The sequence below is a fragment of the Dactylosporangium maewongense genome (assembly GCF_039531485.1).
Classification (GTDB): Bacteria; Actinomycetota; Actinomycetes; order Mycobacteriales; family Micromonosporaceae; genus Dactylosporangium; species Dactylosporangium maewongense.
The window spans coordinates 37623-63999 of the sequence record NZ_BAAAQD010000025.1 but is presented as its reverse complement, the minus strand read 5'-3'; the positions used below and the strand labels follow the sequence as shown (position 1 = coordinate 63999).

29 protein-coding genes and 1 pseudogene are annotated in these 26377 nt (G+C 73.8%); 14 read left to right on the top strand and 16 right to left on the bottom strand.

Going from position 1 to position 26377, the window contains the following annotated elements:
• Window positions 1-68 precede the first annotated feature (68 nt).
• Together ABD332_RS45110 and ABD332_RS45105 are read left to right on the top strand one after the other, a co-directional pair.
• Window positions 69-359, top strand: coding sequence for a DUF4287 domain-containing protein (locus ABD332_RS45110; protein WP_344510595.1), 291 nt, complete (start codon window positions 69-71; stop codon window positions 357-359).
• A gap of 230 nt (window positions 360-589) precedes the next feature.
• Window positions 590-2986, top strand: coding sequence for a penicillin acylase family protein (locus ABD332_RS45105; RefSeq protein ID WP_344510593.1), 2397 nt, complete (start codon window positions 590-592; stop codon window positions 2984-2986).
• On the opposite strand, the gene ABD332_RS45100 is transcribed toward ABD332_RS45105, so the two are convergent.
• Window positions 2967-3167 carry a hypothetical protein gene (locus ABD332_RS45100; RefSeq protein ID WP_344510591.1) on the bottom strand — a complete coding sequence of 67 codons (201 nt, stop codon included), beginning with the start codon at window positions 3165-3167 and terminating at the stop codon, window positions 2967-2969. The two genes, ABD332_RS45105 and ABD332_RS45100, sit on opposite strands and share 20 nt — an antisense overlap.
• A gap of 81 nt (window positions 3168-3248) precedes the next feature.
• Here ABD332_RS45100 and ABD332_RS45095 point away from each other — a divergent pair, with 81 nt between their 5' ends.
• Together ABD332_RS45095 and ABD332_RS45090 are read left to right on the top strand one after the other, a co-directional pair.
• Entirely contained in the window at window positions 3249-3773 is a 525-nt protein-coding gene (locus ABD332_RS45095) for a universal stress protein (RefSeq protein WP_344510589.1), read from the top strand.
• A gap of 48 nt (window positions 3774-3821) precedes the next feature.
• Window positions 3822-4184, top strand: coding sequence for a DUF2203 domain-containing protein (locus tag ABD332_RS45090; protein WP_344510587.1), 363 nt, complete (start codon window positions 3822-3824; stop codon window positions 4182-4184).
• Between the two features lie 7 nt (window positions 4185-4191).
• Here ABD332_RS45090 and ABD332_RS45085 read toward each other — a convergent pair whose 3' ends face one another.
• Complete coding sequence (locus tag ABD332_RS45085) at window positions 4192-4638, bottom strand: Lrp/AsnC family transcriptional regulator (protein WP_344510585.1); 447 nt, start codon at window positions 4636-4638, stop codon at window positions 4192-4194.
• Between the two features lie 92 nt (window positions 4639-4730).
• Between ABD332_RS45085 and ABD332_RS45080 the strand changes: the two genes are divergently transcribed.
• The 3 genes from ABD332_RS45080 to ABD332_RS45070 are packed head-to-tail and all read left to right on the top strand — an operon-like array spanning window position 4731 to window position 6888.
• Window positions 4731-5624 carry a PhzF family phenazine biosynthesis protein gene (locus ABD332_RS45080; protein ID WP_344510583.1) on the top strand — a complete coding sequence of 298 codons (894 nt, stop codon included), beginning with the start codon at window positions 4731-4733 and terminating at the stop codon, window positions 5622-5624.
• Window positions 5621-6046, top strand: coding sequence for a nucleoside deaminase (locus ABD332_RS45075; RefSeq protein ID WP_344510581.1), 426 nt, complete (start codon window positions 5621-5623; stop codon window positions 6044-6046). Before ABD332_RS45080 ends, ABD332_RS45075 begins: the two co-directional genes overlap by 4 nt.
• The gene (locus tag ABD332_RS45070) at window positions 6043-6888 is read left to right on the top strand and encodes a hypothetical protein (protein ID WP_344510579.1); all 846 of its coding nucleotides are present in this window, start codon (window positions 6043-6045) and stop codon (window positions 6886-6888) included. Before ABD332_RS45075 ends, ABD332_RS45070 begins: the two co-directional genes overlap by 4 nt.
• Window positions 6889-6903: 15 nt before the next feature.
• Here the strand turns inward: ABD332_RS45070 and ABD332_RS45065 are convergent, their stop codons facing one another.
• Both ABD332_RS45065 and ABD332_RS45060 read right to left on the bottom strand, forming a co-directional pair.
• Entirely contained in the window at window positions 6904-7596 is a 693-nt protein-coding gene (locus ABD332_RS45065; protein ID WP_344510577.1) for a response regulator, read from the bottom strand.
• Window positions 7597-7639: 43 nt separating this feature from the next.
• The gene (locus ABD332_RS45060; RefSeq protein WP_344510575.1) at window positions 7640-8794 is read right to left on the bottom strand and encodes a sensor histidine kinase; all 1155 of its coding nucleotides are present in this window, start codon (window positions 8792-8794) and stop codon (window positions 7640-7642) included.
• Between the two features lie 143 nt (window positions 8795-8937).
• Between ABD332_RS45060 and ABD332_RS45055 the strand changes: the two genes are divergently transcribed.
• Window positions 8938-11121, top strand: a complete 2184-nt coding sequence (locus ABD332_RS45055; RefSeq protein ID WP_344510573.1) for an MMPL family transporter — start codon at window positions 8938-8940, stop codon at window positions 11119-11121.
• Here ABD332_RS45055 and ABD332_RS45050 read toward each other — a convergent pair.
• The 4 genes from ABD332_RS45050 to ABD332_RS45035 all read right to left on the bottom strand — a co-directional run bounded on the left by ABD332_RS45050 (window position 11096) and on the right by ABD332_RS45035 (window position 14501).
• Window positions 11096-11887 carry an inositol monophosphatase family protein gene (locus tag ABD332_RS45050; protein WP_344510571.1) on the bottom strand — a complete coding sequence of 264 codons (792 nt, stop codon included), beginning with the start codon at window positions 11885-11887 and terminating at the stop codon, window positions 11096-11098. The two genes, ABD332_RS45055 and ABD332_RS45050, sit on opposite strands and share 26 nt — an antisense overlap.
• Window positions 11884-12903, bottom strand: coding sequence for a hypothetical protein (locus ABD332_RS45045; protein WP_344510569.1), 1020 nt, complete (start codon window positions 12901-12903; stop codon window positions 11884-11886). Before ABD332_RS45045 ends, ABD332_RS45050 begins: the two co-directional genes overlap by 4 nt.
• A 132-nt stretch (window positions 12904-13035) precedes the next feature.
• Window positions 13036-13887 (bottom strand): alpha/beta hydrolase, encoded by an 852-nt coding sequence (locus ABD332_RS45040; protein ID WP_344510567.1) that lies wholly within the window; start codon window positions 13885-13887, stop codon window positions 13036-13038.
• Window positions 13888-13937: 50 nt separating this feature from the next.
• Complete coding sequence (locus ABD332_RS45035) at window positions 13938-14501, bottom strand: DUF7691 family protein (RefSeq protein ID WP_344510565.1); 564 nt, start codon at window positions 14499-14501, stop codon at window positions 13938-13940.
• A 142-nt stretch (window positions 14502-14643) separates the two neighbouring features.
• Between ABD332_RS45035 and ABD332_RS45030 the strand changes: the two genes are divergently transcribed.
• From ABD332_RS45030 to ABD332_RS45015, 4 genes are read left to right on the top strand one after another with little or no spacing between them, the layout of a single operon-like run.
• The gene (locus tag ABD332_RS45030; RefSeq protein WP_344510563.1) at window positions 14644-15273 is read left to right on the top strand and encodes an aspartate/glutamate racemase family protein; all 630 of its coding nucleotides are present in this window, start codon (window positions 14644-14646) and stop codon (window positions 15271-15273) included.
• 38 nt (window positions 15274-15311) lie between these two features.
• Window positions 15312-16148 carry a siderophore-interacting protein gene (locus tag ABD332_RS45025; RefSeq protein ID WP_344510561.1) on the top strand — a complete coding sequence of 279 codons (837 nt, stop codon included), beginning with the start codon at window positions 15312-15314 and terminating at the stop codon, window positions 16146-16148.
• Complete coding sequence (locus ABD332_RS45020; RefSeq protein WP_344510559.1) at window positions 16145-16933, top strand: hypothetical protein; 789 nt, start codon at window positions 16145-16147, stop codon at window positions 16931-16933. Before ABD332_RS45025 ends, ABD332_RS45020 begins: the two co-directional genes overlap by 4 nt.
• Before the next feature lies 1 nt (window position 16934).
• Entirely contained in the window at window positions 16935-17702 is a 768-nt protein-coding gene (locus tag ABD332_RS45015; protein WP_344510557.1) for a hypothetical protein, read from the top strand.
• Here the strand turns inward: ABD332_RS45015 and ABD332_RS45010 are convergent.
• The 5 genes and pseudogenes from ABD332_RS45010 to ABD332_RS44990 form a co-directional block, all read right to left on the bottom strand.
• Window positions 17703-17872 (bottom strand): annotated as a pseudogene (locus tag ABD332_RS45010) (GntR family transcriptional regulator); the annotation flags it as partial.
• A 31-nt stretch (window positions 17873-17903) separates the two neighbouring features.
• On the bottom strand, window positions 17904-19400 hold the full coding sequence (locus ABD332_RS45005; protein WP_344510555.1) for an alkaline phosphatase family protein: 1497 nt from the start codon (window positions 19398-19400) through the stop codon (window positions 17904-17906).
• 41 nt (window positions 19401-19441) lie between these two features.
• The gene (locus ABD332_RS45000; RefSeq protein ID WP_344510553.1) at window positions 19442-20881 is read right to left on the bottom strand and encodes an MFS transporter; all 1440 of its coding nucleotides are present in this window, start codon (window positions 20879-20881) and stop codon (window positions 19442-19444) included.
• A complete protein-coding gene (locus tag ABD332_RS44995; RefSeq protein WP_344510551.1) occupies window positions 20859-21470 on the bottom strand; it encodes an ArsR/SmtB family transcription factor in 612 nt (203 codons plus the stop codon). The genes ABD332_RS45000 and ABD332_RS44995 overlap by 23 nt, the downstream gene beginning before the upstream one ends.
• Window positions 21471-21551: 81 nt before the next feature.
• Window positions 21552-21755, bottom strand: coding sequence for a helix-turn-helix domain-containing protein (locus ABD332_RS44990; protein WP_344510549.1), 204 nt, complete (start codon window positions 21753-21755; stop codon window positions 21552-21554).
• Between ABD332_RS44990 and ABD332_RS44985 the strand changes: the two genes are divergently transcribed.
• Together ABD332_RS44985 and ABD332_RS44980 are read left to right on the top strand one after the other, a co-directional pair.
• Window positions 21754-21939, top strand: coding sequence for a hypothetical protein (locus tag ABD332_RS44985; RefSeq protein WP_344510547.1), 186 nt, complete (start codon window positions 21754-21756; stop codon window positions 21937-21939). The two genes, ABD332_RS44990 and ABD332_RS44985, sit on opposite strands and share 2 nt — an antisense overlap.
• Window positions 21940-21981: 42 nt before the next feature.
• Entirely contained in the window at window positions 21982-23097 is a 1116-nt protein-coding gene (locus ABD332_RS44980; protein WP_344510545.1) for an epoxide hydrolase family protein, read from the top strand.
• Between the two features lie 202 nt (window positions 23098-23299).
• On the opposite strand, the gene ABD332_RS44975 is transcribed toward ABD332_RS44980, so the two are convergent.
• From ABD332_RS44975 to ABD332_RS44965, 3 genes are all read right to left on the bottom strand, one after another.
• Window positions 23300-24088 (bottom strand): arylamine N-acetyltransferase family protein, encoded by a 789-nt coding sequence (locus ABD332_RS44975; protein WP_344510543.1) that lies wholly within the window; start codon window positions 24086-24088, stop codon window positions 23300-23302.
• 20 nt (window positions 24089-24108) lie between these two features.
• Window positions 24109-25080: an ABC transporter permease subunit gene (locus ABD332_RS44970; RefSeq protein WP_344510541.1), complete on the bottom strand. Its 972-nt coding sequence runs from the start codon at window positions 25078-25080 to the stop codon at window positions 24109-24111.
• A gap of 394 nt (window positions 25081-25474) precedes the next feature.
• On the bottom strand, window positions 25475-26317 hold the full coding sequence (locus ABD332_RS44965) for an ABC transporter ATP-binding protein (RefSeq protein ID WP_344510539.1): 843 nt from the start codon (window positions 26315-26317) through the stop codon (window positions 25475-25477).
• Window positions 26318-26377: the final 60 nt, after the last annotated feature.

Genomic DNA, 26377 nt, shown 5'->3' with positions numbered 1-26377 from the left:
AAGCGCGGCGAGCCGTTCGACGCGTCTGTAGCGGCACGGTGAGCGTGCCGGCGACAGAGGAGACCGACATGTCGTTCCAGGCGTACCTCGACAACATCGAGACCAAGACCGGCAAGACCCCGCGGGAGCTGCTCGGGCTTGCAGCGGCGCGGGGGCTGGACACGCCCGGGGTCAAGGCCGGCGCGATCGTCGACTGGCTGAAGGCGGACTTCGACCTCGGGCGCGGCCACGCGATGGCGCTCGTCCACGTGATCAAGAACGGCCCGAAGATCCCCGGCAAGCACGTGGGCACGACCGGCACCCACCGCGACGGCAGCGACACCCTGTGGCTGGACGGCAAGGCCACCCGCCCAGCATGAACCGGCGGACCGGCGAATTCGATCAATCTTCGAGTTGATCAGCGAATCTCGATAGATCCGGCATTGACGGTAGTACAAAGGTCACTGATTGCAATATGGTGGCCTGACGTGTCGCGCACCCCGGCGACCGGGGAAAACGCCGCATTCGTCATTGAAACGCGTCTTCTTGCACATGGTGAAAAGCGCAGATTCGAGCCACCGTCAATCAGCTGCGTCACATCGGAGGAGCCGTGCACCGCGTCCGTCGGATCTTCACATTGTTATCGGCAGCAGGCCTGCTCGCGCCGGCATTCGTCGGCGTGCCCGCCGGCGCGGCCGCCGCGGAGACCGTCACCTCCGGCGCCTACACCGCGGTGATCAGGCGCACGAGCTACGGCGTGCCGCACGTGCTGGCCACCAGCGTCGGCGGCGCCGCGTTCGGGCAGGGCTGGGCCTACGCCGAGGACCGGTTCTGCGACCTCGCCGACCAGGTCGTCAAGGTCCGCAGCGAGCGGTCGCGGTGGTTCGGCCCCGGGCCCGACGGCGCCAACCTGGCGACCGACTTCGCGTACCAGTCGCTGGGCCTCGTCGACCGCGCCCGGGAGCAGCTCACCAGGCTGCAGCCCGAGGAGCGCGACGTGCTCAACGGCTACGTGCGCGGCTTCAACGCGTTCCTGGCCGCCGCCGGCCCCGCCAGGGTGCCCGGCTGGTGCGCCGGCCAGCCGTGGATCGCGCCGATCTCCGCGGTCGACGTCCTCGCGTACCAGCGCGACATCGCGCTGCTGGCCAGCGGCGGCGCGCTGCTCGCCCCGATCGCCTCGGCCACCCCGCCGGGCAGCGCGAGCGCCGCGCTCGCGATCGCGCCGGAGGTCACCACCGACGGGCTGGCCGCGCTGCGGCAGCAGAAGGCCCTGTCCAGCAACGGCTGGGCGCTGGGCGCGGACAAGACCCAGACCGGGCGGGGCATGCTGGTCGGCAACCCGCACTTCCCGTGGGAGGGCGAGCTCAAGTTCTGGGAGTCGCAGCTGACCGTCCCCGGGAGTCTCAACGTGTACGGCGCGAGCCTCGGCGGCATCCCCGGGGTGCAGATCGGCTTCACCGACAAGGTCGCGTGGACGCACACGGTCGCGGAGGGGTCGCGCTTCACCTTCTACTCCGTCGACCTCGTCCCCGGCTCGCCGACCACGTACCTCGTGGACGGGCGGCCCGAGGCGATGACGTCGAAGCAGGTGACGATCCGGGTCAACCAGGGCGGCGCGCTGCAGACCGTCACCCGCACCATGTGGTTCACCCGGTACGGGCCGGTGCTGGACCTGTCGGCGATCGACCCCGCGTTCGGGTGGACGGCGACGACGGCGTACACATACCGCGACGCCAACATCGACAACGACCGGCTGCTGCGGGTGTGGATGAACATGGCCCGCGCCACCGACGTCGCCGGCCTGCGCGCGTCGATCGGCCGCGACCAGGGCATCCCGTGGGTGAACACGGTCGCGACCGACTCTGCCGGCAACGCCTGGTACACCGACTCGTCGCCGACGCCGAACCTGTCCGTGGCGTCGCTGACGGAGATGGCGAACCACCCGCTCGGCGCGCTGAACGGCAGCGACAGCGCCAACGCGTGGGTCGTGCAGCCCGGGGCGCGCTCGCCGGGGCTGATCCCGTTCGCCCAGCAGCCGCAGCTGCAGCGGCGCGACTACGTCTTCAACTCCAACGACAGCCACTGGGTGCCGAACCAGAACGCCTTCCTGACCGGCTTCTCGCCGTTGCAGGGCTCGGAGGGCACGCCGCTGTCGGCGCGGTCGCGGCAGAACCTGCGGCTCATCAACGGCACGGCCCGCTTCGACCTCGCCGGCCTCGGCACCGCCATCCTCTCCGGCGACTCGCTGACGGCCGCGGAGCTCGCCGGGTACACGGTGGCGTCCTGCCGCGCGCAGGGCACCCGGCCCGTGAACGTGGACGGCACGCCGGTCGACATCAGTGCCGGTTGCGCCGCGCTTGCCGCCTGGGACCGGCTGTTCGACCTGCCGAGCCGCGGCGCGGTGCTGTGGCGGGAGACGATCGGCGCGGTCCTTGCCGAGCACCCCGACGCGCTCACGACCGCGGGTCCCCTGTTCGGCGTGGCGTTCAACCCCGCGGACCCCGGCCGCACCCCGCGCGGCGCACCGGCCGACCCGGCGCCGCTGCTGACGGGGCTCGCCCGCGCGATGCTGCGGATGCGCGCCGTCGGCCTGCCGCTGAACGTGCAGCTGCAGTCCGTCCAGTACACCGTGAAGGCCGGCCAGCGGATCCCGGTGCCCGGCTCGACGGAGAACGTCGGCATCGCCAACATGGCGCAGTACGAACCGTTCCCGGGCTCGTCCCGTGAGCCGTTCATGAACCCGGGCACGTTCGCCGAGGGCAGCGACCTCACCGACCGCGGGTACGTCGTGAACTACGGCACCAGCTTCCTGCTGACGCTCGCGTACACGTCCTCCGGCCCGTCGGCGCGCTGCGTCCTCACCTACAGCGAGTCCACCGACCCGAGCTCGCCCAACCACACCGACCAGACGCTGCTGTTCCGCAACAAGCAGCTGCGCGACTGCCGCTACTCGGAGGCGTCGATCGCCGCCGACCCGAAGCTCTCCGTCAGGACAGTGCGGGGGTGATCGCGGCGACCCGGGCCGCCGCCGACCGTCGCAGCCATGCGACCGCGTCGGCGGCGGCCGGGTTCGCGCCGAACGCCGCCGCCAGGGCGACGTACTGCTCCGGCGGCAGCGGCACCCCGTCGCGGCTGGTGATGCGGCGCGGCGACGGTGTGCGTGTCGCCGCTCCGAGTCCATCCGGCAATTCTGCCAGCGCCCCGGGCGAGGAGACGGACCACCTGGAGCTCACCCCGCAGCCGGCGGATCCGTCGGTACGGTGGGAACGGTGACCACAGGAGGACCGGTGATCCTCGGTTTCGACGGCTCCGCGGCCGCACGGCAGGCGGTGCGCGACGCGGCGGCCCTGCTCGGCCCGCAACCGGCGCTCGTCGTCACGGTGTGGGAGGCCGGGCGGCGCTTCGAACCCCTGACGCTGCCCGTGCCGGGCTTCGAGCTCCCACCGGCCGCACTGGACCTGCGCAGCGCCGCCGAGATGGACGAGGCCGCGTACGAGTCGGCGAAGCAGACCGCCCGGCAGGGCGCGCAGCTCGCCCGGGAGGCCGGCTTCACCACCGCCACCGCGCTCGCCGTCGCCGACGACCTGACCCCCGCCGACACCCTGCTGCGCGTGGCCCGGGAGCACGACAGCCCCGGCATCGTGGTCGGCGCGCACGGGCACCGCAAGCTCAGCGAGCTGCTGCTGGGCAGCACCTCCGACACCCTCGTGCACAAGTCCGACCGCCCGGTCGTCGTGGTCCGCGCCCGGGCCAGGGACCATTCCGGCACCCCGGAGACGACCGCTTCGGGCTGACCCGGTCCGGATCACCCGGTGCGGGTGGACGGGTGCCAGACTTGGTGCATGGGTCTGTACACAGTGGCGGAGGCGCGGGCGGCGCTCGGCCGGCTGCGGCCACTGCTCGACGAGCTCGTCGCCGTGCGGGCGGACGCTGCGGAGCTGGCGGCGGCGCTCGCACCCGGCGGCGCCGCGACGGCGCTGGGTGGGCTGCCGGAGTGGAAGGCCAGGTCCGCCAGGTTCGACGAGCTGGTCACCGAGGTGCAGCAGAGCGGGGCGCACCTCAAGGGCGTGGCGCCGCTGCTGCTCGACTTCCCGGCCGAGCTCGACGGCATGCCGGTGCTGCTGTGCTGGCTGGAGGGCGACCGCGACCTCGCCTGGTATCACCGCGCCGACCTCGGCTTCGCCGGCCGCCGCCGGCTCGACTGAGCCAGGTCTACCGGGCCGGGATCGCGCGGTCGGCGACGACCTCGTAGACCATGTCGGTGGTGATGGAGCCGACGCGGGCGAGCTCGGAGGTGATGCGGGCGAGGTCCGGCATGTCGGCGGCGACGATCTCGGCGACGTAGCACGCCTCGCCGGTCACGCGGACGCAGCGCACGATCTGCGGCTCGCGGTCCAGGACGGCGGCGACCTTGTCGTACAGGGCGCCGTGCACCTTCATGCGCACGACCGCGCGCAGCGGCAGGCCGCAGGCGACCGGGTCGACCCTGGCCGTGTAGCCGGTGATGACGCCCCGCTCCTCCAGGCCGCGCAGGCGGGCCCGCGTCGCGGACACGCCCAGGTGGATCGCGGCCGCGAGGGACGTCAGCGACGCGCGGGCGTCCCGCTGCACCGCCGCGAGCAGCTGCCGGTCCACCTCGTCGAGCCCGGGTGCGGTCATCGCGGCAGGCTACCGCAGATCCTGCGGCGAACCGCCCGCGATGCCGCACAAACGGCCTCCACCCGGTGGGTGGCGGGCCGTAGCGTCGAGGTGTGCCTGAAACCTCGTTCGTCTATGTCGACGTGTTCGCCTCGGCCCCGCTCACCGGCGCGCCGCTCACCCTCGTGACCGACGCCGACGGGCTCACCGACCCCCAGATGCGGGCGATCGCCCGCGAGTTCAACCAATCGGAGACCACGTTCGTCCAGTCGCCCACGCGGCCGGGGGCGACGCGGCGGCTGCGGTCCTTCACGCCGACTGGGGAGGAGGTGTACGGCGCCGGCCACAACGCCCTCGGCGCCTGGCTGTGGCTCGCCGGCCCGGGCGGCCTGGACGGCGGTGGCGACTTCACGCAGGAGATCGGCGAGGACGTGCTGCCCGTCCACGTGCGGCACGACGACGGGCGGGTGGTGGTGACCATGGAACAGTCGCCGCCCGTCTTCGGCGCCGTCGTCAGCGACCGGGCCGGGCTGGCCGCCGCCCTCGGGCTGCGCGAGGAGGACCTCGTCGCCGACCGGCCCGCCCAGGTGGTCTCCACCGGCGCGGGGCACCTGCTCGTGCCGGTGCGCGACCGCGCCGCCGTGGACCGGGCCGCGCCCGACGACGCCCGGCTCACCGCCGCGCTTCGGCAGGTCGGGGGTGAGGGCTGCTATCTGTACACCGGCGACACCGTCGACAAGGACGCCACGGCCTACGCGAGATTCTTCAACCCGGCCATGGGCATCGCGGAGGACCCGGCGACCGGGACCGCCGCCGGCCCCCTCGCCGCGCTGCTGGCGGCCGGTGAGCCCGGCGGCCAGGGAGAGGTCACCGTCATCGTCGAGCAGGGGCACTCGATGGGCCGGCCCAGCCGGATCACCGTGACCGTCGCCGGTCCGCGGGTGCGCGTGAGCGGCTCCGGCCTGGTCGTCGCCCGCGGCACCATGACCCTGCCGGAGGCGTCGTGACCCCGGACGACGAGCGGTTCCTGCGCCGGGCGATCGCGATCGCCGTCGAGGCCCGCGCGGCGGGTGAGGCGCCCTTCGGGTCGCTGCTCGTCGCCGGCGGCCGGGTCCTCGCCGAGGAGCACAACACGGTCCTGTCCGACGACGACATCAGCGCCCACCCGGAGCTGAAGCTGGCCCGCTGGGCCGCGCGCCACCTGACCGCCGAGGACGCCGCCGCCACCACGATGTACACCAGCTGCCAGCCCTGCGGCATGTGCACCGGCGGCATCGACCGCTCCGGCCTCGGCCGGGTCGTGTACGCCCTGTCCGCCGGGCAGCTCGACGCGCTGAAGCCCGCCGGCGGCTCTCCGCGGGTCCCTCAGGAGGGGCCGGCCCTGCTCGACGCGGCCCGGGCGGCGGTCGAGGGCTACTACACCGCGTGACCGGGGTGGCCTGGGAGCGGGTGTACGGCTGCGACGGCACCTCCGAGCACGTCCCCGCCCTGCTGGAGGCGTTGACGGCGGCCGAGCCGGCGACCCGTGCCCGGGCCCGGAACGAGCTGTCCGCGCACCTGTACCACCAGGGCACCCGGTGGCAGGCCAGCGCCGTCGTCGTGCCGTTCCTGGTCGCGCTCGCCGACGACCCGGCGACCCCGGACCGGGCCGACCTCCTGTGGATGCTAAGGAAGGTGGCGATCGGCGACCACCGCGACGACGCCCTGCCGTTCGACGCGCGCGCCGCCTACCCGGCGGCGGACGCGGTCACCGACGAGCAGCTGCTGCGGCTCAACCTGTGGCTCACCGGCGACGAGGCCGGTGACGACGAGGCCGGCGACGCGGGAGCCGACCGCTGGGCCCGGGACGCCTACGACGCCCTCGCCGCCCACGCCGGGACCGTCACCGGCTGGGTGGGTGACGCGGATCCGGCGGTCGCGGAGCTGGCCGCCGGGCTCCTGGCGTGGCTCCCGCCCACCCCGTCGGGGGTGGCGGCGCTGCTGGGGACGGCGAGCGCCGCGGCCAACCTGACCCTCGCCCACCTGCCGGTCGACGACCCGGCCGTCGACACGCACCTCCGGGGGCGGCTCGACCATCCGGATCGGCAGGTGGCGCTGACGGCGGCGATCGCGCTGGCGTACCGGCACCGCGCCGCCACCCCGGAGCCCGCCCTGACGATGATCGCCGTCGCCGCCGACCCGGACGGGCCGCTCCCGCCTGACGTGCCCGGCTGGGACGACCGGGCGCTGCGCGGCTTCGTGGCCCTCGCCCTCGCCCGCATCGGCTGGTGACGCCCGGCCCGGCCGTCAGCGGTTGGGTGGGTCGGGCAGCGGGTCGCCCTGGCGGACCAGGCCGCTCTGGTACGCGAGGACCACCAGCTGCGCCCGGTCCCGGACGTTCAGCTTCGTCATCGCCCGGTTGACGTGCGTCTTGGCGGTCAGCGGCGACACGAAGAGGCGCTCGGCGATGTCGTCGTTGGACAGGCCGTGCGCGACGAGGACGAGGACCTCGCGCTCCCGGTCGGTGAGCAGGTCCAGCGCCGGCAGCGCCCCGTCGGCGTCCGGCCGGAGGCTGGTCAGGAAGCGGCTCACCAGCCCGCGGGTCGCCCGCGGCGACAGCAGCTGCTCGCCGCCCGCCACCACCCGGATCGCGTGCAGCAGGTCGGCGGGGGCGACGCCCTTGCCGAGGAACCCGCTGGCGCCCGCCTGCAGCGCGAGGACCACGTTGTCGTCGGTCTCGAACGTGGTGAGCACGAGGATCCGCACGCCGGCCAGGTTGTCGTCGGCGCCGATGCGGCGGGTCGCCTCGAGGCCGTCCATGCGCGGCATGCGGATGTCCATGAGGACGACGTCGGCGCGGGCGGTGCGGGCCAGGTCCACGGCCTCCCGCCCGTCGGCCGCCTCGCCGACGACCTCGAAGCCGGGCTCCGAGTCGATGATCATCTTGAAGCCGGCGCGGATCAGCGCCTGGTCGTCCGCGAGCAGCACCCGGATCGTCACGCGTGCTCCGCCGGCAGGACCGCGTGGATCCGGAACACCATCGTCATGCGTGCTCCGCCGGCAGGACCGCGTGGACCCGGAACACCGAGGCGCCGACCGGGCACGCGGTCACGCTCCCACCGGCGGCCGCGGCGCGCTCGCGCATGCCGAGCAGCCCGTAGCCGGCGCCCTTCTGCGCGGCCGCCCGCATCCGGTTGCTGACCTGGAGGACCACGTCGTCCGGGGTGTACTCGACGAGGAGCTGCGCCGAGCCGTCACCGTAGCGGTGGGCGTTGGTCAGGGCCTCCTGCACGATGCGGTACGCCGCGAGATCCACCATCGCGGGCAGCTCCCGCGCCTCCCCGACCTGCCGGAGCCGCACCGGGAACCCGGTCGTCTCCAGCGTGGCGAGCAGCTCCGGCAGCCGCGCGAGGCCGGGGGCGGGCTCGGTGGTCTCGCGCTCGTCGGCGCCGCGCAGCACCCCGACCACCGACTGGATCTCCTTCAGCACCGTGTCGGACGCCTCGCGGATGTGGTTCAGGACCGGGCCCACCTGGTCCGGCCGGCGCTGCAGGACGTGCGCGGCGGCGCCCGCCTGCACGCTGATGACCGCGATGTGGTGCGCGACGACGTCGTGCAGCTCCCTGGCGATCCGCAGCCGCTCGTCCATGACGCGGCGCCGGGCCTCGTCCTCCTGGGTCTGCTCCGCCCGGCGGGCGCGCTCCTCGACCTCGGCGACGTACGCGCGGTGGGTGCGCGCCGCGTCGCCGACCGCGGCCGCCATGAAGATCCACGCGAAGATGCCGAGCGTCTCGCCCCGCCACCAGTCCTCGGCGGCGACGATGAGGCCCGTCAGGTACACGAACCCGGACGCGGCGAGCGCGCACACCCAGCCCTTGCGACGGTCGGTGTGCGCCGCGATCGAGTACGTGATGACGCCGAGCGCCACGATCAGCCCCGGGTTGCTGACGCCCTGCAGGATCGCGCCGATGGTCGCGGACGTGGCGATGCCGAGCGCCGCCAGGGGCCGCAGCCGGCGGATGAGGACGGCGACGAACGCCACGCCCGCGACGATCACGTCGCCGTTGGTGGCCCGGTCGTCGGCGGCGGCGCGCAGCACGGCGAACGCCAGCACGAGGGCGAGCAGCATGTCCAGCAGCAGTGGCCTGCCCGCCGCGTATCTCCACACCCTGGTGAGCGCGGTCTCGCTGGCGTCCATGCTCTGCACCGTACGCGGCCTTTCGCGACGGCGGCGTCGTCTGGCCGCAGTAGCCACCACCCGGGCGGCTACCACGCCCGTGGTAGCCCGGTGTCTGCGTCGGGACGACGCTTTCCGGGCCGCCGCCCGGGACCGTGGTCGGCATGGCAACCTACCTGTACCGGCTCGGGAAGCTGAGCTTCCGCCGCCGGAAGCTCGTCCTCGTGCTCTGGCTGGCGCTGATCGCGGCCCTCGGCGCCGGCGCGGCGACCCTGTCGGGACCGACGGCCGGCTCGTTCGAGATCCCGGGCACGCAGGCGCAGGAGGCGCAGGACCTGCTCGCGCAGCGCTTTCCGCAGGCCGGGGCGGGCGGCGCGCAGGCGCGGGTGGTGTTCGCCGCGCCGGCCGGCCAGAAGCTCACCGATCCCGGCAACGCCGCCGCCGTCGAGCGGACCGTCACCGCGCTGAAGGCCGGCGGGCGGGTCGCCGGCGTCTCCGACCCGCTGCAAGGGACCGTCAACCAGGCCGGGACCGTCGCCTACGCGCAGGTGACCTACACCGTGCAGCCGATCGGCCTGACGGACGACGACCGGGCGGCGCTCGTGGACGCGACCCGCGCCGGGCGCGACGCGGGCCTGACCGTCGAGATCGGCGGCGACGCCCTGCAGGCGCCGGCGGAGCAGGGCATCGGCGAGGTGATCGGCCTGCTCATCGCCGCGCTCGTCCTGCTGATCACCCTCGGGTCGCTGGTCGCGGCCGGCCTGCCGCTGCTGACCGCGCTGCTCGGCGTGGGCGCCGCGATGGCCGGCATCCAGATCGTGACCGGCTTCGTGGACCTCAGCAGCACCACGCCGACCCTCGCGCTGATGCTCGGCATCGCGGTCGCCATCGACTACGCGCTGTTCATCGTCTCGCGGTTCCGCCACGAGGTCGCGCTCGGCCGGTCGCCCGCCGAGGCGGCGGGGCGGGCCGTGGGCACCGCCGGGTCCGCCGTCACGTTCGCCGGGCTGACGGTCGTCATCGCCCTGGCCGCCCTCGCCGTCGTGAACATCCCGGTCCTGACCCAGATGGGGCTCGCCGCGTCCGGTGCGGTCATCGTCGCGGTGCTCATCGCCCTCACCCTGCTGCCGGCGCTGCTCGGCTTCGCGGGCGACCGGGTGGCCAAGGGCCGCGTCGCCGCCCGCAGGCACGGCAACGGCAACGGCACCATGGGCCGCCGCTGGGCGGCACTCGTCACCCGGCGGCCGGTCCTGACGCTCGTCGCCGCGGTCCTCGGCCTCGGGATCGTCGCCATGCCCGTCCTCGACATGCGCCTCGGCCTGCCCGGCGACAACATGGCCGGCCCCACCACGACCCAGCGCAAGGCCTACGACCTGCTCACCGAGGGCTTCGGCCCCGGCTTCAACGGCCCGCTGCTGGTCGTCGTCGACGCCGCCGCCAGCCCCGACCCGCAGGCCGCCGCGACCGCCGCCGCCGCGCGCATCGCGGAGCTGCCCGGCGTCGTCACCGTCAGCCCGCCGGCGCTCAACCCGGCCGGCGACACGGCGATCCTGCAGGTGATCCCCGCGACCGCGCCCGACGCGGCACAGACCACCGACCTCGTGCACGCCATCCGGGCGATGCCGCCGTCCGGCGGTGCCGCGCTCGCCGTCACCGGCACCACCGCCGTCAACATCGACATCTCGGCGAAGATGGGGTCGGCGCTCGGGCCGTACCTGGCGGTGATCGTGGTGCTCGCGTTCCTGCTGCTGACGCTGCTGTTCCGCTCGGTGCTCGTGCCGCTGAAGGCGATCGTCGGGTTCCTGCTGAGCGTCGCCGCCACGTTCGGCGCCGTCGTCGCCGTGTTCCAGTGGGGCTGGCTCGCCGACCTCATCGGCGTCGAGCAGACCGGCCCGATCGTCAGCCTGCTCCCCGTCATCCTCATCGGGATCGTGTTCGGCCTCGCCATGGACTACGAGGTGTTCCTCGTCAGCCGCATGCGGGAGGAGCACGTGCACGGCGCCGCGCCCAAGGACGCCGTCGTCAACGGGTTCAGCCACGGCGCCCGGGTCGTCACCGCCGCCGCGATCATCATGATCAGCGTGTTCTCCGGCTTCATCCTGTCGCCCGAGGCCATGATCAAGTCGATCGGGTTCGCGCTCGCCGCGGCCATCCTCTTCGACGCGTTCGTGGTGCGGATGACCCTCGTCCCGGCGGTCATGACGCTCCTGGGCCGCCGCGCCTGGGCGCTGCCGCGCTGGCTCGACCGCCTCCTGCCCGACGTCGACGTCGAGGGCACCCGGCTGCACGGCGAGGAGCCGCCGGCGGTCGAGCCGGAGCTCGTCAGCGCTGGAACTGCCGCTCGATGAGGTCGAGCAGCGCCGCGTGGGTCCGCTGATCCGCGGCGGCGACGAGGCCGCCGGCCCCGGTGTGCAGCGGCTGCCCCCGCAGCCCGGTCACCACGCAGCCGGCGGCCTCGCACAGCGCGATCCCGGCCGCGAAGTGGACGCTGTCGCGCAGGTCGCCGTCGGTCACGTACGCCGCCCGCCGGCCCGCGGCGACCCACGCGACGGCGAGGGTGCTCGACACGACCCGCGGCCGGAACAGCTCGCCGAACCCCGGATCCGCGAGGAGCCGCGCCGGGTGGAAGGCGGGACCGTTCGGGAACGGCGGGTCGAGGTTCACGTCGACAAGAGCGGACCGCGGCGTCGGTACGAGGTCCGCCTCCACCCCGTCGCGGCGCACCCGGGCCACCCCGGCGGCCGCCGAGAACGTCTCCCGGGCGAACGGGTCCATGGACACGGCCACGGTGGTGCCCGCGGGCGTGCGCAGCGCCACGTTGACGGCCACGAGCATCGCGCCGGCCGCGTAGTTGAGCGTGCCGCACAGGGGGTCGACGAGCCACGTACGGTCGCCGCCGCCGATGCGGCCGGACTCCTCGCCGTGCACGGCGTCGCCGGGCCGGGCGGCCCGCAGCACCGCCAGGATCGCCCGCTCCGCCTCGATGTCGGCCTCGGTGGCGAAGTCGCCGCCGCCCTTCGCGAACCGGTCCAGGCGGGTCCCGAAGCGCGAACGGACCACCGCCGCGCCCGCTTCGGCGGCGGCGATGGCCAGTTCGAGATCGTCTGTCGTCACGCCCCGACGATAGCCGGGGACTTCTCCTCGATCGGCGTCCTCCCGCGACCGCGCAGGGCGATCCCGGCGGCGCAGAGCACGGTCACCGCGAGGACGCCGGCGGCGAGCAGCGTCCTGCCGTCCGGGTCGAGCAGCGGCTGGCCGCGCAGCGCCTGCCAGGTGAGCAGGGCGATGAGGCCGCCGTACCCGAGCGCCGCCGCCCGCACGAGCCCCCGCGCGACCCGCTGCTCCCCGAGCACCGAGGACAGCCGACCCCGCGCGGCCTGCTGCTCGCCGGGCACCGACGACGGCCGGCGCCGGGCGGCCGCGGCGAGCAGGAGCGCCAGCAGCGGCAGGGCCTGCAGGGCGTGGATGCCGGCGAAGTGCGCGACGCGCAGGTCGCCGCCGGTCGTCGACCAGCCGGTGACGGGCATCGCCGGGCCGCCGTCGGCGACGCCGACGCTGTGCGCGCCGATGATGCCGACCGTCTCGCCCCGGTCCAGGGCCGCGTCCTGCTCGGCGGTCGGCTGCGTCATGAGGAACGCGACCAGCATCCCGGCGAGCGACAGCGTGAAACCGAGCCGGGCCGCGGACTTCAGCACCGGGTCGCCGCCGCGCTGGAAGGCGACCACGATCGCGACGACGAGGCTGGCCGTCCACAGCACCACGACCAGGTTGCCCATGAGCGACCACACGGTCTCGTCGAACGGGGTGGAGTTGTTGAAGTGGCTGGGCCGGCCCCGGACCCCTTGCAGCACGATCAGGGCCATCTCGACGGTGGCGGCGACGGCGACGACCGTCCCGGCCCACCAGCCGGTGCGCCGGCCACGCCGGGCGGCCCGGAGCAGCCACGCCAGGGTCACCGCGTACACACCCATGGAAACGGCGAACTTGAACGGCTTGAGCCAGGTGGGGCTGCCGACGACCAGCCGGTCGTCGACGAAGATCCCGACGAGGGACACGAGGGCGAGGACACCCATCGCCGCCGCGAACCACAGCAGCGGACGGTGCCATCGGACGGGCTGCGGACCGGTCATGGTGGACTCCACGAAGAGGGCTGATGATGCGTCCACGGTCCCAATCCGGGGGTGCCCCGCACATGCCCGCCGACCCCCTCATTCCGCGTCCCGCCTCCCTCAGGCGCCGTGGTGGGGCTGTCCCTACCAACGTCAGGTGAGCGTGCCCGCGACGAAGGCGAACGCGGCCGGGACGACGGTGCTCCAGTACCCGAAGTTGTGCCTGCCGCCGGTGTACGAGCCGGCGACGGGCGCCTCGGGCAGCTGCCGGTGCAGCGCACGGACGTCGGGGTGGAGCGGGTCGTCGCGGCCGCACCAGAGGCCGACGGGCGTCCCGCGCAACCGGTCGCGGCCGGCGAACACGGCGTCCCCGGGCGCGACGGCCGGCGAGAACGCGGCGACCGCGCGCACGAACCCGGGAAACGCCTCGGCGAGCAGCAGCGCCCCGGCCCCGCCCATCGACCAGCCCCACACCGCGATCCGCGTCGTGTCGAACCCCCGCTCGGCGCACCACCGCGGCACCTCGTCGTGCACCATCCGCTGCGGGTCGTCACCCCCCGAAGGCCGCCAGCCGAGGCGGTCACCGGTCGCGCCCGCCAGCACGAACGGCGGCGCGCCCCCTGCGACGGCCGCGGTCAGAAACCGGCCGAGACCCATGGCCGGGAAGTCCCGGACCGTCTTCGACCCGCCGTGCAGGACCAGGCACACGGGCAGCCCGCGCCCGTCGCCGTGCCCGGCGGGCACGCCCGTGTAGACGTCGACGCTCCTGCCCCGCGCGGCCGACACCCGCCGCTCCAGCCGCTCGTCGCCGACGGGCGCGTCTGGCACGACCGGCTTGTCCCCGCCGCCCGCTCCGAGCAGCCGCCCCAGGTCACCGAACCCGACGCGGGCCGCGGACGGCAGCCCGCCACCCGACCGCACGTCGACGAACCGCACCCCACCGGCCGCCACCGCCGCGGCGACGCCGATCCCGGCCACCCCGGCGAGCACAACCCGTCGCCGCATCCGGCCCTCCGTCACTGTCGCCCTGCCGGGTTCAACGACGGACGGGCCGATCAGTGGTAGAAGCCGACGATGCCCTTCTGCTCAGCGGCGGCGCCGGCGGTCCAGGCGGCGACCGCGCGCACCTCGTCCGTCGTGCCGGACTTCAGCGGCTCGGCGGCGGCGGCGACCTCGGCGGCGGTCCAGTAGCCGATGGACGGGAAGTCGTCCGGCGACGGGAAGCTGACCGGCGCGCCGCGGAAGATGAGGTCCGACATGCTGATCGCGGCGCCGGTCGCCTTCATGGCCGGGTCGACCGTACTGTCCAGATAGGACGACGGGCACGGGTAGAACTGCGAGTTGTCCAGGAACCGGCCGGAGAACTCGACCATGTACTTGAAGCCGTAGCCGTACAGGTGGCCGGGCAGTGTCTTGTCGCCGCCCATGACGAGGTGCTCGATCGCGGTGAAGACCGACGGCGCGCCGCGGTCGTTGGAGCAGTCGAGGTCGTCGTTGAGCCGGGCGATGTCGGTGCGGAACCTGCCGCAGATCGCCCGCCGTGCCTGGTTGTCGCCGCTGCCGCACAGGGCGGCCAGCCTGTCGATGTCGACCCGGTAGGCCATCACGCCGTACCCCATGGAATCTCCCTCTGTCCGTTACGTCGTCGGGTCCGGCGAGCGCGGACAAGCGGGAAGCCGGGCGCGGAGCCGCCGGAGACGGGCATGACTCCGGCGACTCCGCTGCACACAGCTTGACAGCAATCGTGGAATGCTGGGGGGCGTGCCGATCATCGGGTTCCTGCACACGGCCGACGTCCACGTCGCGACGTTCCGCACGCTCCTCGCCGGCGCCGCACCCGACGCGCGGGGGCTGCACGTCGTGGACGCGGCGCTGCTGGAGGACGCGCGGGCCGGTGCCGACGTGGGGGAGCGGGTCGCGGCGCGCCTGCGGAGCCTCGCGGCGGACGGCGCGGACGTCATCGTCTGCACCTGCTCCACGATCGGCGGGCTCGCCGAGACCGTCGACGCCGGCGTGCCGGTGCTGCGGGTCGACCGGCCGATGGCCGAGGCGGCGGTCGCCGGGGGAGGCCGGGTCGCGGTCGTCGCCGCGCTCGCCTCGACCCTCGCGCCCACGACCGCCCTGTTGCGCGAGTGCGCGGCGCTGGCCGGTGTGACCGTCGAGATCGTCGAGGCGCCGTGCCTTGACGCGTGGGCGCTGTTCGAGTCGGGGGACCTCGACGCGTACGTCCGACGGGTCGCCGGGCACGTCCGGACCGTCGCCGCGACCGCCGACGTGGTCGTCCTCGCCCAGGCGAGCATGGCCCCGGCCGCCGACCTCGTGCCGGACCTGCCGGTGCTCAGCAGCCCCAGGACCGCCGTCGCCCGCGCCGTCGCCGTCACCCCGACCTGACCTCCGGGGAAGATCCGCCGGGCGTATACCGTGGACGGGTGACGGCAGAGCGACCCGCCCGGCGGGCACCACAGGCACACACGGGCCGGGTGGTCCGCACCGAGCGGCTCACCCCGAACATGCACCGCGTCGTGCTCGGTGGCGAGGGTCTCGACAGGTTCGACGCCGGGCAGTACACCGACCACTACGTGAAGCTGATGTTCCCGCCCGCGGGCGTCGTCTACCCGAGCCCGTTCGACCTCGCCGCGATCCGCGAGCAACTGCCCCGCGAGCAGTGGCCCGTCACCCGCACGTACACGGTGCGCGACTGGGACCCAGTGACGCGCCAGTTGACCCTGGACTTCGTCATCCACGGCGACACCGGTCTCGCCGCCCAGTGGGCGGTCGCCGCCCACCCCGGCGACGAGGTGTCCTTCGGCGGCCCCGGCGGCAAGTACGCGCCCGACCCGGCCGCCGGCTGGCACCTCCTCGCCGGCGACGAGAGCGCCCTGCCGGCCATCGCCGCGGCCCTGGAGCGCCTTGCCCCGGACGCCGTCGTGGAGGCGTTCGTCGAGGTCGCCGACGCCCGCGAGGAGCAGAAGATCCCCGGCGTCACCTGGCTGCGCCGCGGCGACCGGCCCGTCGGCGCGGCGCTCGTCGAGGCCGTCACGGCCGCCGAGTGGCGCGGCGACGACGTGCACGCGTTCGTCCACGGCGAGGCCGGCTTCGTCAAGGAGCTCCGCCGCTACCTGCGCCTCGACCGCCGGGTGCCCATGGAGCGGCTGTCGATCTCCGGGTACTGGCGCCTCGGCCACGACGAGGACGGCTGGCAGGCCTCCAAGCGCGACTGGAACACCCAGGTCGAGGCGGAGCAGGAAGGCGACCGGCAGCAGTGACCCTGCTGCTGAAGCTGCTGCTCGCCCCGCTCCTCGTCGTCGCCTCGTCCCTCGCCGGCCGCCGCTGGGGCGCCCCCGTCGCTGGCACCCTGGTCGCGCTGCCGATCGTCGCCGGCCCGATCCTGCTCGTCACCTGCCTCGAGCAGGGCCCCCGGTTCGGGGCCCGGGCCGCGTCGTCGGCGCTGCTCGGCCTGGTGTCCCTCGCGGCGTTCACGGTCGTCTTCGCCTGGTGCTCGCGGCGGACCGGCTGGGTCGGCTCCCTCGCCGCCGCATGGCTCGCGACGCTCGCCCTGGACCTGGCCCTCGCCCGCCTGACCGTTCCTCCGTTCGCGGGTTTCGCCATCGTGCTGGCGGCGGCCTGGCTCGCCCTCCGCGTCTTCCCGGCGGCCCCGGCCTCGTCCGCGGAGCAGTCGCCGTCCTGGCCCTGGTGGGACCTGCCGGGGCGGGCCCTCGCGACCGCGGCCCTGGTCGTCACCGTCACCACCGCCGCCGACACGGTCGGCCCGTCGTTCACCGGCGTCCTCGCCCCGTTCCCGATCGCCACCAGCGTCGTCGCCGCCTTCGTCCTCGCCCAGCAGGGCACCGACGGCGCGGTCCAGACCCTGCGCGGCGTCCCCCGCGGCCTGCTCGGCTTCGCCGTCTTCTGCCTGCTCGTCGCCGTCCTCGTCGAGCACCTCGGCACCCCGGCCACGTTCGCCGTCGCGCTCGCCGCGACCCTGGCGGTGCAGCTCGCCTGGCGATGGGCCCTGTCCCGCCGCGCCGAGCCCGCCCTGGCTTCGGGCTGACATGCTCTCCGCCCGCGCCAAGCGGTTCCTGGCCGAGCACGCCACCCGGCACCCTCCGATGCCGGAAGGGGCGATCCGGGCCGCCGCGGGGGACCTGCCCGGCGACGCCGTCGAGGCGCTCGTGCGGTTCGAGGCGAGCTACGGCGGCCTGTGGTACCGGGTCATCGGCGGCAACCCGATGGAGCACGGCCTCGACGGCGAGGTCGAGGTCCACGACACACCTCTGGGCCCCGCGTTCACCGGCATCCTGGACGGCGCCTGGACCTGGCCCGTCGACGTGCTCCTCGACGGCCGCACCGCGCTGGACCTGGGGAGCTGGCCGTTCCGCGTCATCGACCGCTCCGTCGAGCAGCGCATCGAGAAGCACGCGCTGCTGGTCGAGGTCAAGGGATGGCCGCACCGCACGTACACCTGCCGGACGCCGCCACGCGTCGCACCGGTCGCGGACGAGCGGCTGCTGCCGCCCGCGGTGCCCGAGGCGAGCGGCCCGGCCGACCTGTGGTGGCGCGACGACGACACCGCCGTCGAGGCGACCCTGCACGCCTGGGGCGGCGGGCAGGACCTGTGGACGGTCCGGCACTTCGGCCGGGTGCTGCACCTGGCGCACCACGCGGACCCCATCGTCTACGCGGCGATGGGCCACGAGACGGTCCCCGCCACCTGGTGCATCCTGTGCTCCGAACCCGTCGCTCCGGAACGGATGTGCCCGCCGCCGCCGGCCTCGCCTCAAACCTCCGGCGGCAGGCTCAGGAGGCGCGCAGGCGGGTGACGAAGCCGATCCGGCCCCCGCGGGGATCCGCTCGGCGGTGACGACCCGCCGGCCCGGCCGCTGCCCGTGTCGCGCAGCGCTTCGGTGCACGACACCAGCTCCAGCGGCTGGATCAGCTCCGGGGCGGCGACGAACGTGCCACCGCCCCGGTAGGCGCGCAGGCGGCCCTCACGGCCGTCGTGAGGGCCCCGCGGGCAGGGATTACGCGATGCGCAGGTCGTCGATCGCCCAGTACCAGTTGTTGTTGGCGTCGTAGTAGCGGAACTTGACGACCATCCGGGTCGCCCCGGCCGGGACCGTCACGGGCAGCGACTCGACCTTCGCCCGCGCGTCGGCGCTGTAGCGCTTGACGAGCACGTCGGCGCCGCCGTTGAACGACACGAGGACGTCGGCCTTCTGGGCGCCCTCCTGCCGGTAGTGCGTCACGTAGTTGAGCCGGACCGTGCTGCCGGCGGTCACGGTGTAGGACGGGGACAGCAGCGTCGAGTCGAAGCTGGTGCCGCCGGCCTTGTCGTTGAACTCGTCGGAGTCGGCGACGGCGAAGACGCCGCGGGTGCGCAGCGCGTTCTCCCGCTCCTGGCCGCTCTGCGCCCGGCTCCAGAACTCGTCGGTGGTGAAGCTCCAGCCGCGCCACTCGGTGACCCCGCCGGACGGCATGCGGCTGCGGTCGACCGACCAGCCCGCGGGCGCGGTCGGCGTCCAGCCCTTGAGCGTCGCCGGGATGCCGGTCTCGTCGACCCGCGTCTGCAGTGACGGCGCGAGGGTGTCGAACGCGTCGGTGGACCGCACGGAGACGGGCTTGCCGTCCAGGGCGGCGCTCACGCCGAAGTGGCCGAGCGCGGTCGAGGCGACGTCGGCGAGGCGGGTGTCGACCGGCCGCGCGCCGGCCGCGACGCCGGTGCCCTTGGCGAGGACGAACGTGCGGCGCTCGTCGATGCCGCAGCCGCCGTGGCCGCCGCCGGGGTTCGCGTGGCCGTGGTCGGTGGTGACGACGACCAGCCAGTCCTCGCCGCTGTACGTGGGGCGCGCCGCGATCGCCGCGAGCAGCTGGCCGAGCTGCTGGTCCTGCTTCTCGATCGCGGTCCGGTACGCGGTGCCGGTGCCGCTGGCGTGCGCGACGACGTCGGTGTTGCCCAGGTAGACGAAGGACGCGTCAGGGTTCTCGTTGCGCAGCCGGTTGACCGCGTCGGAGGTGATCTTCGCGTCGGCGCTGACGTAGCCCTCGGCGTCGCCGTCGAACGTGACGCGGGTGTCGATCGCGGTGCCGAACGTGCCCTGCGTGTGCAGCACCGCCCAGTCGACCGCCGAGTAGGTGCGGTAGGCCGGGTTCGCGCTCTCCAGGCGGGTGAGGAAGTCCGGGTAGGTCCCGTACTGCTTGCCGGCGAACGTGTTGTCCTTCACGCCGTGCTTGTCGGGGAACACGCCGGTCGCGATCGTCGACCAGCCGGGCCCGCTGGAGGAGGCGGCGACGCCCGGGCAGTACACGAGGCTCTCGCCGAGGGTGCCGCCGGCGGCGAGGGCGTCGAGGTTGGGCGCGTTCGCGGCCACGACGGCCGCCCAGTTGAGCCCGTCCATGCCGACCACCAGCAGCTTCTTGACGGGCGCGGCCGCGTGCGCGGGCGTTGCGGTGGTGACGAGCGCGGCGCCGGTGAGCGCCAGGCCGGTGGCGAGGGCGCCGGCCACGATCGATCGTTGCATCGAAAACCTCCGAGTCGGGGTCGCGTCGCAACGCATCGAAATCAATCAGGATGAACAGCGTCCCCCCGCAAGGCGGGCTCCTGGATAACAGGTCCGGACCAATTCGCGTTTTCGGCAGGTGTACGAGCTGCCGCCACGCCGGCCGCTTCGCCGGATGCGACGGGGAGCGGCTCCGCGGGCCGCGGCGGAGCCGTCGCGGTCGCGGGATTCGGCTTGGTGGGGGTCGCGTTCGCGGCGTGCGGCTTGTCGGGGGTCGCGGTCGCGGGGTGCGGCTTCGCGGGGCGCAGCAGGGCTGTCGCGGTCGCTGGGTGCGGCTTCGCGGGGCGCAGGAGGGCTGTCGCGGTCGCGGCGGCGGTGAGGTACAGCAGGGCCTGGCCGTTCAGCAGCGGCACGACGCCGAGCCGGTCGGCGAGCAGGCCGGCGGCGAGCATGCCGGCGCCGCTGCTGCCCTCGAAGACCGCGCCGAACACCCCGAACACCTTGCCCCGGGCGCCGTCGGGGGTCTCCTGCTGCAACAGGCTCACCAGCCCGGTGATCATGACGACGCCGGGCGCGCCGACCAGGATGAACAGCGCGACGTACACCGGCAGGGCCGTCGTCACGAGCGGCCCGTTCCACACCGCCAGCGACAGCAGCCCGAAGGCGCCGGCGCCGGCGGCGATCAGCGTGCCGGGCGCCGGCGAGCGGCGGGCCACGGCGAGCAGCAGGCCCAGCGTGATCGCGCCGATCGCCTGGACCCCGCGCAGCAGGCCGGTCTCGGCCGCGCCGCCGCCCAGCTCGCGGGCGACCCACACGACGAACAGCACGACGAAGACGCCCTGCGCGGTGCCGCAGAGCGCGGCGACCCCCAGCGCGGACCAGACCCGGCGCCCGCCGAGGCCGCCGCCACCCGGGGTTTGCGGATCCGCGGCCTCGCGTGCCCCGCCGGCGACGCCCGCGATCAGCAGGCCGGCCGCGAGGAACGTGACCAGGTCCACCGCCACGATCACGGGCAATCCGCTGACCGCCAGGAGCAGGCCGCCCAGCGGGCCGCCCACCAGCCGGCCCGCGTTCTGGCCGAAGCCGAGCAGGGCGTTGGCCGGCACCAGCTCCGCGGCGGGGATCAGGGTCGGCAGCAGCGCGTTCCTGGCCGGGCCGAACACCGCGAGCGCGGCCGCCTCGACGGCGATCACCGCGTAGAGGATCGGCAGGTCGCCCCGGTCGTGGACGAACAGGAGCGGCAGCAGCGCGGCCGCCTGGACCGTCACGACCGTGACCAGCAGCCGGCGGCGGTCCCACCGGTCGGCGAGGTGCCCGGCGACGGGGCCGAGCAGGACCGCGGGTGCCAGCTCGATCAGGAACGCGAACGACGTCTGCAGGGACGAGCCGGTCAGCTGGTACACGAGAATCGGCAGCGCGACCAGCAGCAGCCAGTCGCCCGAGTCGGAGATCAGGCCGGCGAGCCAGAGCCGCCGGAAGTCACGGTGTCGCAGCGGCCGCATCGGGCCCCTCCTCGTCGTCGCGCATGAGCGGAAAGCCGTGGAAGCCCAGGTGGGCCATCTGGGCGCCGTCCGGGTCGTCGTCGCGGGTCGCGGCGATGAACGGGCGGATCAGCGCGTCGATCTGGTCGCCGAGGACCCGCAGCTCGTCCGGGGTGACCTTCAGCGTGTAGAGCCCGTAGTGGTCGGCATCCCGCCACCGTGCCGGGGCGTTGTCGCGGCGGGCCAGCCAGTCGCGCACGAGGCGCTGGTCGCGCTGGACGCTGAGGGCGGCGATGGTGGCCGCCTGCCGGCCCTCCGGGGAGTCCGCGTCGGCGTCCGGCTGCACGGAGAAGCCGGTGACCAGGGCCCGCCAGGGCCGCTCGCGTCCGTCCCGCTCGCTCGTGTCGTCCGGCGCGACGAGGCCCGCCTTGGCGAGGGTGCGCAGGTGGTAGCTGCAGTTGGACGGGGTGTCGCCGACCGCCCGCGCGCACTGCGACGCCGTCGCCGGGCCGGTGGCGATGAGGTGGCTCAGCAGCTCGTAGCGCACCGGGTGGGCCAGGGTCCGCAGCTCCTCCGGCTCGCTGAGCGTCCGCCGCGCTTCTCTGCCCACCGTGTCCTCCAACTCCTTCAACTCTGAAAGTGACTTTCAGAATGCCACAGGTCGACGCGATGTGAAAGAGTCTTTCAGACCTCAGATCCAGCCGGTCTCGGTCGCGATGCGTATCGCGTCGACGCGGTTGCGGGCGTGCAGCTTCGTCGCGGCGGACATCAGGAGGTCACGGACCGTGCCGACCGACAGCACGAGCGTCGCGGCGACGGCGGGCGGCAGCGGCGGCACTGCACCGGGCGCGTCGAGCCGGACGCCGGCGGTCATGAGCACCGGACTCGGCGTCATGGACTTCGTGCTGTTCCTCCTCCTGACCGTCCTGCTCTGCGGCTGGCTCGACCAGTCGCCGACCACGGAACGTCCGGCCGCCGGCTCGAAGACCCGCGTCGCGATGATGGCCCCGAAACTTCGCCCCTGGCGCCGACAAATCAGGCCCGAAGCTGGCCGCATCTGCGAGCAGGCTGTGCCGTAGCGGGCAGGGATGCCCGAAGCCGACGACCGAGGAGTGCGTGCGATGGGCAACGAGATCACCCCGTTCCGGATCCACGTCGACGAGGCGGAGCTGGACGACCTGCGCCGGCGGCTCGCCGGGGTCCGCTGGCCGGCGCAGGTGCCGGGGGTGGGCTGGGAGCGGGGCGTGCCGGTCGAGCACCTGCGGGAGCTCGTGGACCAGTGGACGAAGTTCGACTGGCGCGCGGTCGAGGAGCAGATCAACCGGCACCCGCAGTACACCACCCGCATCGACGACCAGGACATCCACTTCCTGCACGTCAGGTCACCTCACGACGGCGCGCTGCCGGTGCTGCTGGCGCACGGCTGGCCCGGTTCGTTCGCCGAGTTCCTCCAGGTCATCGAGCCGCTGACCAACCCCGCCGACCCGGCCGACGCGTTTCACCTGGTGATTCCGTCGCACCCCAACTTCGGCTTCACCGGGCCGGCCGGGGCCGGCTGGGACGCCCGGCGGATCGCTACCGCGTACGCGGAGCTGATGGCCCGGCTCGGCTACGACCGTTACGGCGCGCAGGGCGGCGACTTCGGCGCGTTCATCGCCCCCGACCTCGGCCGCGTCGCACCCGAGCACGTCGTCGGCGTGCACGTCAACGCCGCGACGGCCGGCTTCATCCCGTTCGGCGGCCTGCCCGAGGGCACCGTGCTCACCGACGCCGAGCAGGCGCGCCTCGACCGGATGCAGCGCTTCCTCGACTCCGGGAACGGCTACTTCCAGATCCAGGCCAGCAAGCCGCACACGCTCGGCTTCGGCCTCGCCGACTCACCCGTCGGGCAGCTCGCCTGGATCGGCGAGAAGTTCCACGACTGGGCCCACCCGGCCGGCTCGATCGACGCCGAGCACGTGCTGACCCACGCGACCCTCTACTGGCTCACCAACACCGGTGCGTCGTCGGCGCAGATGTACTACGAGTCGATGCACACCCACAACTGGCCGACCCCTTCCACGGTGCCGACCGGCGTGGCGAACTTCGCCGAGGACATCGCGATCCGCCAGTTCGCGTCGCAGCTGAACAACATCACCCACTGGGCCGAGTACGACCGCGGCGGCCACTTCGCGGCCCTCGAAGTGCCCGACCTGTTCGTCGACGAGGTCCGCGCCTTCTTCCGCACCGTGCGCTGACCGGGCCCGCGGCTGCCCTAGCTGCGGCCGCCCCGGCCGCTGTCGCCCCGGTCCCGCCGTCCGAATCGCTGCCATTGCCGCGGGCAGTCAATTCAGGCGCCTCGTCGCGGGACCGGGTCGACACCGATCACGCCCCCCCACTGTCCACAGTGGAGAACAGGTGCTCGTGGCGACGGGCTCGCCGCTGAGTCTGCCTGCCGCCTCAGCCGCGCACGTTGACCACCGGCACGGTGTCCAGCGTGATGCCGAACGTGTCGCGGTACACCGCCAGCACCTCGGCATCGTCCTCCAGAACGCGCTCCGTCCGTCCACCACCGCCACCGTGATCACCATTCCCGCCGACGGGAGCGGTCGTGGTGATCAGGGTGCGCCCACTGAGCGTGACCCGGCCGGTGTCCGTCACGACCGAGCAGGTCAGCTGCCGCGTGAAGTGCGACGCCGGCGACGTCCGGTGCCACCAGCTCAGCGGCGTGAAGTCGCTCAGCTCGTACGGCCGCTGATCCAGCAGGTACTCCCACCCTCCGTCACCGCGGACCGCCAGGTCAGGCCCGTCGGGCAGCACCTCGAAGACGCCCGCCGGGTCGGCCTGCGGACCGGCGACGTCCATTCGCAACGGGTGCTGGGCGAACCTGCCGAACCCGACATCCACCAGATACGGCGCGTCCAGCTGCACCCGCAGCGCCATGTGATCCAACGGCACCCCGAACCGCTCACCCGTCCACACCCGGCACGAGTGCAACGTCACCTCGTACCCGAGCGACGCCAGCAACGCCGCGAACGCACCGTTGAGCTCGTAGCAGAACCCGCCGCGCCGCCGGTCGACGACCTTCGCGACGAGCGCGGCGGGCTCCAGCACGATCTCTTCTCCGAGGTGCACGCTCAGGTTCTCGAACGGCACCGCCATCAGGTGCGCCCGCTGCAACACCCGCAGCGCGGCCAGGTCGGCGACGGCTGGCCGTGCCACGCCGATCCTCTGCAGGTAGGAGTCCATCGCGCCAGCCTACGTCGCCGTCACGCCACCCTGATCCGCCACAGCGCGAGCGCGGCGAGCAGGAGCGCCGCCGTCACGTACAGCAGCGACTCCAGCCACTGGAAGCGCCAGTAGCGTTCACCAGGGTGATAGGCGACCTCGACATGCAGGTCCAGGGCGGCGAGGCACTGCGCCATGACGTCGAACTGCCCCGACAGGCAGCCGTTGTACCGATCGAGCCCGACCACCTCGCCGTCCGCGGTCAGCAGCCGGCTGTTCGACACGATCCAGGTGTTCGGCGCGCTGAGCCCCTCGACGTCCGCGTCCTGACCGAGGAAGCTCAGGTTTCGGATGGCCTCCGCGGACATGACCTGCGACCCGTGCACCGGTGCCGCGAGGTGCGGCCGTGCCCCGATCGGCATCGCGATCTGCACCGCCGCGAACAGCAGCGCCGTCAACGCCATCGCCGGCACCGTGCGCCGCAGTAGCAGCCCGCACAGCGCACCCAGCATGACGCCGCAGCAGGTGTACGCGACCGGCACCAGGTTGCGCGTGCCGAACATGACCGCGTCGAACCGATCCGCGGCGACCGCGTCGTAGGGACTCGACGCCCACGTCAACAGCAGGCTGAACACCCCGGTCACCGCCGCCGCCGCGACGCACACCACGCCCAGGCGCACGACCAGCCAACGGCGACGGGTCACACTCTGGTTCCAGACGAGCCGATGCGTGCCCGACTCCAATTCCCGGGCGACGAGCGGCGCCCCCCAGAACATGCCGAGCAACGCAGGCGTCACGACCAGCAACGCGTCCACGAGATACAGCCGTCCCTCGAACCGCGACTGAAACTCCCGCAACGCCGATCCACACGCATCCCCGCACCCCGCGACAGCGTCGTGATGCCCGTCGCGGATCTGCACCCCGAGCACGATCAGATACACGGCGAGCACTGCGACCGCACCCCCCGTCACCAGCAGCTGCGCACGCAGCTGCCGCCACGCGAGCCACGTCATCGCGCACCGCCGTGCGGATCGGTGGGACGGAGCTGTCGCTCTGCGAGCCGCGTCATTTGCGCACGGCCCTGCGGGTCGGTGGGACGGAGCTGTCGGTCTGCGAGCCGCGTCAATTGGGCACCGCCGTGCGGGTCGGTGGGACGGAGCTGTCGGTCTGCGAGCCGCGTCAATTGGGCACCGCCGTGCGGGTCGGTGGGACGGAGCTGTCGCTCTGCGAGCCGCGTCATTTGCGCACGGCCCTGCGGGTCGGTGGGACGGAGCTGTCGCTCTGCGAGCCGCGTCATTTGCGCACGGCCCTGCGGGTCGGTGGGACGGAGCTGTCGCTCTGCGAGCCGCGTCAATTGGGCACCGCCCTGCGGATCGGCGAGACAGAGCTGCCACCCTGCGAGCCGCGTCATCGCGCACCGTCCCGCAGGTAGGCGAGCACGAGCTCCTCCAGCCGCACAGGCCCCGCGGCCGATGCTCCCTCTGCTCGCGCGCCGTGGAGACCATCACCGGCGGGCAGCGGTCCACGCACGACCGCGCCATGCACCACGTCAGCGCCCGGCGGTGGTGCAGGCGCCCTGTGGTGAGCGTCCAGGAGCGCGGTGACATCGCCCGCCAACTGCACCCTGCCGCCCGCGAGGACGATCAGGTGGTCGCAGACCCGCTCGACGTCCGACAGCAGGTGCGACGACAAGATCGCGGTCGCACCGAGCTCCGTCACCGACTCGATCAGCGTCCGCAGGAACCCCTCCCTCGCGAGCGGGTCGAGCGCCGCGACGGGCTCGTCGAGGATGAGCAGCTCAGGTCGCTTCGCGGCCGCGACGGTCAACGCCAGCTGGGCCCGCTGCCCGCCGGACAGACGGCCAGCGCGCTGCTTCGGGTCGAGGCCGAGCGCCCCCACGCGCCGCTGCGCGAACGCGGCGTCCCAGCCCGGGTTGAGACGCGCCCCGAGGCGCAGATGCTCGGCGACGGTCAAGGTCGCATAGACAGGCGTGTCCTGGGCGACGAACCCGACCCGGTCCAGCCGCGTCCCGGGCCGAGCCCCGAGCACCTGGACGGCCCCCGACGTGGGCGCGATCAGCCCGCAGGCCAGCTGCAACAGCGTCGACTTGCCGGCGCCATTTGGCCCGACGAGCCCGACGACCCGCCCCGGCGGCACCCGCAGCGTGCAGTCGGCGAGGGCGGTCCGTCGCCCGTAGCGTCGCGTGAGGCCCTCGGTCTCCAGGGCCGGCGGTGGTGCTGAAGTGAACATGCGCCAATCGTCGTCACGCCGCGGCGGCGGCACATCAGTCCGAGGACGGGTCCGCAGAAC

Bases quoted from the DNA above. Each gene is read 5' to 3' on its own strand.
- ABD332_RS45110 (WP_344510595.1), top strand. From the start codon at position 69: ATGTCGTTCCAGGCGTACCTCGACAACATCGAGACCAAGACCGGCAAG.
- ABD332_RS45090 (WP_344510587.1), top strand. From the start codon at position 3,822: ATGGGTCTGTACACAGTGGCGGAGGCGCGGGCGGCGCTCGGCCGGCTG.
- ABD332_RS45085 (WP_344510585.1), bottom strand. From the start codon at position 4,638: ATGACCGCACCCGGGCTCGACGAGGTGGACCGGCAGCTGCTCGCGGCG.
- ABD332_RS45060 (WP_344510575.1), bottom strand. From the start codon at position 8,794: ATGGACGCCAGCGAGACCGCGCTCACCAGGGTGTGGAGATACGCGGCG.
- ABD332_RS45055 (WP_344510573.1), top strand. From the start codon at position 8,938: ATGGCAACCTACCTGTACCGGCTCGGGAAGCTGAGCTTCCGCCGCCGG.
- ABD332_RS45045 (WP_344510569.1), bottom strand. From the start codon at position 12,903: ATGACCGGTCCGCAGCCCGTCCGATGGCACCGTCCGCTGCTGTGGTTC.
- ABD332_RS45040 (WP_344510567.1), bottom strand. From the start codon at position 13,887: ATGCGGCGACGGGTTGTGCTCGCCGGGGTGGCCGGGATCGGCGTCGCC.
- ABD332_RS45035 (WP_344510565.1), bottom strand. From the start codon at position 14,501: ATGGGGTACGGCGTGATGGCCTACCGGGTCGACATCGACAGGCTGGCC.
- ABD332_RS45015 (WP_344510557.1), top strand. From the start codon at position 16,935: ATGCTCTCCGCCCGCGCCAAGCGGTTCCTGGCCGAGCACGCCACCCGG.
- ABD332_RS45005 (WP_344510555.1), bottom strand. From the start codon at position 19,400: ATGCAACGATCGATCGTGGCCGGCGCCCTCGCCACCGGCCTGGCGCTC.
- ABD332_RS45000 (WP_344510553.1), bottom strand. From the start codon at position 20,881: ATGCGGCCGCTGCGACACCGTGACTTCCGGCGGCTCTGGCTCGCCGGC.
- ABD332_RS44985 (WP_344510547.1), top strand. From the start codon at position 21,754: ATGGACTTCGTGCTGTTCCTCCTCCTGACCGTCCTGCTCTGCGGCTGG.
- ABD332_RS44990 (WP_344510549.1), bottom strand. From the start codon at position 21,755: ATGACGCCGAGTCCGGTGCTCATGACCGCCGGCGTCCGGCTCGACGCG.
- ABD332_RS44980 (WP_344510545.1), top strand. From the start codon at position 21,982: ATGGGCAACGAGATCACCCCGTTCCGGATCCACGTCGACGAGGCGGAG.
- ABD332_RS44975 (WP_344510543.1), bottom strand. From the start codon at position 24,088: ATGGACTCCTACCTGCAGAGGATCGGCGTGGCACGGCCAGCCGTCGCC.
- ABD332_RS44970 (WP_344510541.1), bottom strand. From the start codon at position 25,080: ATGACGTGGCTCGCGTGGCGGCAGCTGCGTGCGCAGCTGCTGGTGACG.
- ABD332_RS44965 (WP_344510539.1), bottom strand. From the start codon at position 26,317: ATGTTCACTTCAGCACCACCGCCGGCCCTGGAGACCGAGGGCCTCACG.